The organism is Frankia sp. AgB1.9, assembly GCF_016786355.1.
Classification (GTDB): Bacteria; Actinomycetota; Actinomycetes; order Frankiales; family Frankiaceae; genus Pseudofrankia.
The window spans coordinates 21,559-27,819 of sequence record NZ_JADWYX010000124.1; the positions used below are offsets into that span (position 1 = coordinate 21,559).

Here is a 6,261-nt window from a genome sequence, read left to right on the forward strand (position 1 = left end):
CGGCGGGCCGGTTCAGGTCTGGTCGGCGACCGGGGGCACCGCGGCGCGGGTGAAGTCGCGGTAGGCGCGGGACGGGGTCGGCCCGCGCTGCCCCTGGTAGCGGGAGCCGTAGATCGCGGCGCCGTAGGGGTGCTCGGCCGGCGACGACAGCCGGAACAGGCAGAGCTGGCCGATCTTCATGCCTGGCCAGAGCTTGATCGGCAGCGTGGCGACGTTCGAGAGCTCCAGCGTCACGTGCCCGGAGAAACCCGGGTCGATGAAGCCCGCCGTCGAGTGGGTGAGCAGGCCCAGCCGACCCAGGCTTGACTTGCCCTCCAACCGGCCGGCCAGGTCGTCGGGGAGCGTGATGACCTCAAGGGTGGAGCCAAGCACGAACTCACCGGGGTGCAGCACGAACGGCTCGTCGCCCTCGGGCGCGACCAGCTCGGTGAGATCCTCCTGCTGGGCCGCCGGGTCGATGTGGCTGTATCGATGGTTCTGGAAGACCCGGAAGGCACGATCGAGCCGAAGGTCCACGCTGCTCGGCTGGATCAGGCCCGGGTCGTAGGGGTCGAGGCACACCCGGCCGGCGGTGATCTCGGCCCGGATGTCCCGGTCGGACAGCAACACGCCCTGCAACCTACTGGACGGTCGTTCGACGGTGGCAGGAGCCGGGGCTCGCCGCCGATCTGGACGCCGTCGTCCCGATCCGGCCGGTACCGCCCGGGGCCGCGGTCGCGATCAGTGACTGGGCTGGTGCACGATCGGCCACGATTCGCGACCCGGGCCGGAGTCGATCGAGCGGGCGTGGGTAGGACGCCCGACATGGATGTCCCGTTCGCGCACCTGGGCCGGACGGCGCCGGGCGCCCGTCCATCGGCACGACGACACCTCGGTCGCTCCGGGTCCAGGGCTCACGGCCCGACCGCGGCGGCCGTCCGGCGACGTCGGCCTGGGCCGCTTTCCTGGCTGCGGCGGACGGCACCGGACGGGATGAGAGAAAGCGGAGCCGTGGCCATGCTCGGATTGCCCGATCACATCGATGCGGTGCTGTTCGACCTCGACGGGGTGCTGACCAGCACCGCCGAGGTCCACGCCCGGGCGTGGAAGGAGATGTTCGACGACTTCCTGGACGACTGGGCCCGACGGTCCGGTGATCCAGAGGGGCCGTTCGACATCGATCGGGACTACGAGCAGTACGTCGACGGCAAGCCGCGTCTTGACGGGGTGCGCTCGTTCCTCGCGTCCCGGGACATCCACCTGCCGGAAGGCGCGGCCGACGACCCGCCGTCCGGGCTCACGGTCAACGCCCTGGGTACCCGCAAGAACATCCTGGTGCTTGACAAGATTGCCAAGGACGGCGTCCAGGCGTACCCGGGGACGATGCGCTACCTGCGCGCCTGCGCGGCGGCCGGGAAACATCGCGCGCTGGTCTCGTCGAGCGCGAACGCGGGCGCCGTGGCCGAGGCCGCCGGGTTCGCCGACCTGCTGGAGGCCCGCGTCGACGGCCTCACGATCGACGAGTGCGGCCTCGCCGGCAAGCCCGCGCCGGACACGTTCCTCGCGGCGGCCCGGGAGCTCGGCGTGCCGCCCGAGCGGGCCGCTGTGTTCGAGGACGCGGAGGCCGGGGTCGCGGCCGGGCGGGCCGGCAGGTTCGGCTACGTCATCGGTGTCGACCGGGTCGGGCACGGCCATGCGGTCGCGCTGCGCGCGCACGGCGCGGACATCGTCGTGGGCGACCTCGCCGATCTCCTCTCTAGTGATCCTGCGCCGGGCAGCCCGCCGGCCGGCACCGGCCGGGCGGATGGGACCTCGGGACCCGCGCAATGAACGAGCAGGCGACTTACACGGTCGACCCCTGGGGGCTTCGCGAGATCGGGTTCGACGCGGAGGATCCGGCTCGGTCCGAATCTTTGTTCTCCCTTTCCAACGGCCACATCGGCCTGCGCGGCAACCTCGACGAAGGCGAGCCGCACGGCCTCCCCGGCACCTATCTGAACTCGGTGCACGAGCTACGCCCGCTTCCCTACGCGGAGGCGGGCTATGGCTATCCGGAGTCGGGCCAGACCGTCATCAACGTGACCAACGGCAAGCTGATCCGGCTGATGGTCGACGACGAGCCACTCGACGTCCGCTACGGCGAACTGCGGTCGCACCGGCGCTCCCTCGACTTCCGGGACGGCGTGCTGGTGCGCCAGGCCGAGTGGGAGTCGCCCGCCGGCCAGGTTGTCCGGGTGACCTCCCGGCGCCTGGTGTCGTTCTCCCAGCGGGCGGTCGCCGCGATCTGCTACGAGGTCGAGTCGCTGACCGACTCGCCGCGGGTGGTCGTCCAGTCGGAACTGGTGGCGAACGAGACCCTTCCGGTGCGGACCGGCGATCCGCGGGCCGCGGCCGTGCTCGAGTCCCCGCTGATGCCGGAGCTCAACTTTGCCCGGGACACCACGGTCGAGCTGGTGCACGTCACCCGGCACAGCCAGATGCGGGTCGCCGCGGCGATGGACCATGTGATCGACGGCCCAGGCTCGATCGGCGTGCTCTCGGAGTGCGAGCCGAACTCCGGGCGGGTCACCGTCACCGGCATCCTGAAGCCCGGCCAGAAGCTCCGGATCGTGAAGTTCCTGGCCTACGGCTGGTCACAGCAGCGATCCCTGCCGGCGATGCGTGACCAGGCGGCCGCGGCCCTCGTCGCGGCGCGGGCGACCGGCTGGGAAGGGCTGCTCGAGGAGCAGCGGGAGTACCTGGACGCCTTCTGGAAACGGGCCGACGTCGAGGTCGACGGCGACGCCGAGGTGCAGCAGGCCGTGCGGTTCGCCCTGTTCCACGTGTTGCAGGCCGGCGCCCGCGCCGAGCGCCGGGCCATTCCGGCCAAGGGTCTCACCGGGCCTGGCTATGACGGCCACGCCTTCTGGGACACCGAGAGCTACGTCCTGCCGGTGCTGACCTACGCCGTTCCAGGCGCCGCGGCGGACGCGCTGCGCTGGCGGCATTCGACCCTGAAGCTGGCCCAGGAACGGGCCCAGCTGCTCAATCTGAAGGGCGCCGCGTTCCCCTGGCGGACGATCAGCGGTGCGGAATGCTCCGGCTACTGGCCGGCGGGAACGGCGGCATTCCACGTCAACGCCGATATCGCCGACGCCGTCGGCCGCTACGTCAACGTCACCGAGGATTTCGAGTTCGAGCGGGCCGTCGGGCTGGAGCTGCTCGTCGAGACCGCCCGGCTGTGGCGCTCGCTCGGGCACCACGACCTGGACGGCAAGTTCCGGATCGACGGAGTGACGGGGCCGGACGAGTACTCGGCGATCGCCGACAACAACGTCTACACGAACCTGATGGCGCAGAAGAACCTGCGCGCCGCGGCGGATGCGGCCAGGCGCCATCCGGACCGGGCCAAGGAGTTCGGCGTCGACTCCGAGGAGACGGCGAGCTGGCGGGACGCCGCGGAGGACATGTACATCCCGTTCGACGAGAACCTCGGGGTCCATCCGCAGTCGGACGGGTTCACCGGCCACGAGCTGTGGGACTTCGAGCGCACCCGGCCGGAGCAGTACCCGCTTCTGCTGCACTTCCCGTACTTCGACCTCTACCGCAAGCAGGTCGTCAAGCAGGCGGACCTGGTGCTCGCCATGCAGCGCCGGGGTGACGCATTCACCCCCGAGCAGAAGGTGCGCAACTTCGCCTACTACGAAGGCCTCTGCGTCCGGGATTCCTCGCTGTCAGCGGCACCGCAGGGCGTGATGGCGGCCGAATGCGGTCATCTCGCGCTCGCGCACGCCTACCTGCGGGAAGCCGCGTTGATGGACCTCCACGACATCGAGCACAACACGTCGGACGGCCTGCACATGGCGTCCCTCGCCGGCTCCTGGATCGCGCTGGTCGAGGGCTTCGGCGGGCTGCGTGACCACGGCAGCGTGCTCGCCTTCAACCCGCGGCTGTCCGAAGGCTTGTCCCGGCTGGCGTTCGGCCTGTGCGTCCGCGGTCGCCACCTGCGTGTCGAGGTCACCAACTCGGCGGCGACCTACACCGTGCAGGAGGGCGAGGGCATCACCCTCACGCACCACGGCGAACGCTTCCACGTCGAGCCCAACCTGCCGCTGACGCTCAACATCCCGCCGGCCCCGCGCCACGAGCACCCACGCCAGCCCGCCGGCCGCGAACCCCGCTTCTTCCACACCCCGACCGCTCCCGAAGACGACTGACCGCGCAACCTCGCCGCCCGACCGGGCCGGTCGCCCGACCGGGCCGGGCGACCCCGCGACGAGGTCCGGTCGGTCGGTCGGTCGCGGCGCAGCCGGCGCATGATCGCTGTTTCAGCCCTCGGGTGGTTGCGTTCGACGCGTTTCTACGACCCCGAGAGGGCCGAAACGGCGATCATGCGGGGCGATGGACGGCCGGTCGCGGGAGTCGCGGCGACCCTGGTGGCTGGGGCTCGGCCCCAGCGCAGTGACGTGCCCTGGCGCCGGTGGCCGGAAGGCCCAATCGGCCCGTGAGAGCGCTGGAGCGGGTGACGGGAATCGAACCCGCGTTGCAAGCTTGGGAAGCTCGTGTTCTGCCTCTGAACTACACCCGCGTGATGCTGCTTGAGCATCCTAACGGATGCCGGCGCCGAGTGGATGGACGGCTGTCAGCCGGCTGGGTCGACGAGGCGGGCCAGGCTCTTGGGCGCGACGAGGGTGTAGGAGACGCGGATCCACTCGGCGATCTGGTCCCAGCGGTCGTCGCTGGCCCCGGGGCTGATGGTCAGCGATACCCAGCCGTGGCGGCCAAGGCCGTAGCCGGCGGGCTTGGTGTCTGGCTCCACGGCGACGACGGCGGCAGCTTCGTCCTTGGGCAGCTTCACGGTGAGCTGGGTGCCCTCCGGGTTGGCGAAGACGAAGTTCTTGCCGCGGACGCGGAAGGTCGGTTCGCCGTCCCAGGCCTCGATGTCGACGCGCGTCGCCTCAGGGAGTGCGAGAGCGATCTCCTCGACCCGGCGCATGCTGTCGTGCTCGTGCGCGCTGCTCACGGAAGTGAGCGTGACATGCGTCGGCTTCGCCTGGTGGGCGGGGCCGTGCCGGCGCCCTGCCTGGGCACGGGAGTTGCCGCCTCGGAGCGATCGAGGGCGCCGAGACCGGGCTGGAGACCCTGACTGGACCGTGCTCCGTTCCCAGTTCCCGCCGACGTCGCCGGCCCGGGGCCCCGAGCGGCGCGAGGGCCGCGAGATTTGAAGCCGATTGCCTCACGCGCGAGATCGGTTACGGCGAAATCGCCCCGGGGCGCCGAAGTGTGCGTCATTCCGGCTCGTTGATGGCGAGATCTTCCCCGTACGGCGTATCGACATGGCCGAGTCCGTGCACCGTGGGTCATGTTGTGACCACAGCCACCAAATGCCGGCGTTGGCTAAGGTGGGGCTGTGACCGCTGACGACGAGACCGACGACGCGATTGTGCCGGACGACAAGGACTGGACGTGGGTCCTGGGTCGGCCGTGCCCGGAGTGCGGATTCAATGCCGCGACGTTCCCGGCGGTTGACGTTTCCGGACTGGTCCTGCGGGTCGCGGCCGCGTGGCGCCTGTTGCTCGGCAGGCAGCCCGCCGAGGACCTGCGGCGCCGACCGGCCCCGGACCACTGGTCTCCGCTCGAATACGGCTGCCATGTACGTGACGTCCTGCGCCTCTACGACGAGCGCCTGGTGCTGATGCTCACCCAGGACAACCCGCGCTACCCGAACTGGGACCAGGACGTCACGGCCGTCGCCGATCGGTACGGCGAGCAGGACCCGGCTCAGGTTGCCGAGGATCTCGCGACGGCGGCCGCGCGGGTCGCGGCCCGGTTCGCCACCGTGGCCGGCCCACAATGGCAGCGCACCGGTGAGCGTTCGGACGGTGCGCTGTTCACCGTCGACAGCTTCGCCCGCTATTTTGTGCATGACCCCGTGCACCATCTTTACGACGTCAATGGCCTTCCCGGCGGTGGCGTCGCGCCGGTCCCGAGCTGAGTCAACGCGCAAACGAATTCCCGGCCAAGAACGCGCCGAGAGTCGCCGGACTGAAGCTGTGACGGCACTGAGATAGCTCCGGCCGACCGGTGCGAGTTCCGGCAGCCCTGGGCATTTTGGCCAAAAGCGTCGCCCTTCGGTCCCCGGGGGGCCCGCCACCCGAGCGATAGTCGAGGGCGCCCCAGTGCCCGAGGCGTTCCGCGGAACGGTGGATCTTCGCGTTCCGCGGAACGCCCCCGGGTCAGGTCGCCGTCGTGGCGGCTCCAGCTGGGACGGCCGAGTCGAGGCCGGTGGCCGACAGGCGCCCA

General features: G+C 70.7%; 5 protein-coding genes and 1 tRNA gene. 3 read left to right on the forward strand and 3 right to left on the reverse strand.

Features of this window, described 5'->3' with window-relative positions:
• Nucleotides 1-12: 12 nt before the first annotated feature.
• On the reverse strand, nucleotides 13-609 hold the full coding sequence (dcd, locus tag I6A60_RS33980) for a dCTP deaminase (protein ID WP_203020653.1): 597 nt from the start codon (nucleotides 607-609) through the stop codon (nucleotides 13-15).
• A gap of 387 nt (nucleotides 610-996) precedes the next feature.
• Between dcd and I6A60_RS33985 the strand changes: the two genes are divergently transcribed.
• Both I6A60_RS33985 and I6A60_RS33990 read left to right on the forward strand, forming a co-directional pair.
• Nucleotides 997-1,809 carry an HAD family phosphatase gene (locus I6A60_RS33985; RefSeq protein WP_203020651.1) on the forward strand — a complete coding sequence of 271 codons (813 nt, stop codon included), beginning with the start codon at nucleotides 997-999 and terminating at the stop codon, nucleotides 1,807-1,809.
• A complete protein-coding gene (locus I6A60_RS33990; RefSeq protein ID WP_203020649.1) occupies nucleotides 1,806-4,175 on the forward strand; it encodes a glycoside hydrolase family 65 protein in 2,370 nt (789 codons plus the stop codon). The genes I6A60_RS33985 and I6A60_RS33990 overlap by 4 nt, the downstream gene beginning before the upstream one ends.
• A 297-nt stretch (nucleotides 4,176-4,472) precedes the next feature.
• On the opposite strand, the gene I6A60_RS33995 is transcribed toward I6A60_RS33990, so the two are convergent.
• Together I6A60_RS33995 and I6A60_RS34000 are read right to left on the reverse strand one after the other, a co-directional pair.
• Nucleotides 4,473-4,546 (reverse strand) — tRNA-Gly (locus I6A60_RS33995).
• A 54-nt stretch (nucleotides 4,547-4,600) separates the two neighbouring features.
• Nucleotides 4,601-4,954, reverse strand: a complete 354-nt coding sequence (locus I6A60_RS34000; RefSeq protein ID WP_203020667.1) for an MmcQ/YjbR family DNA-binding protein — start codon at nucleotides 4,952-4,954, stop codon at nucleotides 4,601-4,603.
• Between the two features lie 414 nt (nucleotides 4,955-5,368).
• Here I6A60_RS34000 and I6A60_RS34005 point away from each other — a divergent pair, with 414 nt between their 5' ends.
• On the forward strand, nucleotides 5,369-5,953 hold the full coding sequence (locus tag I6A60_RS34005; protein ID WP_203020647.1) for a DinB family protein: 585 nt from the start codon (nucleotides 5,369-5,371) through the stop codon (nucleotides 5,951-5,953).
• The last annotated feature ends 308 nt before the right edge of the window (nucleotides 5,954-6,261 follow it).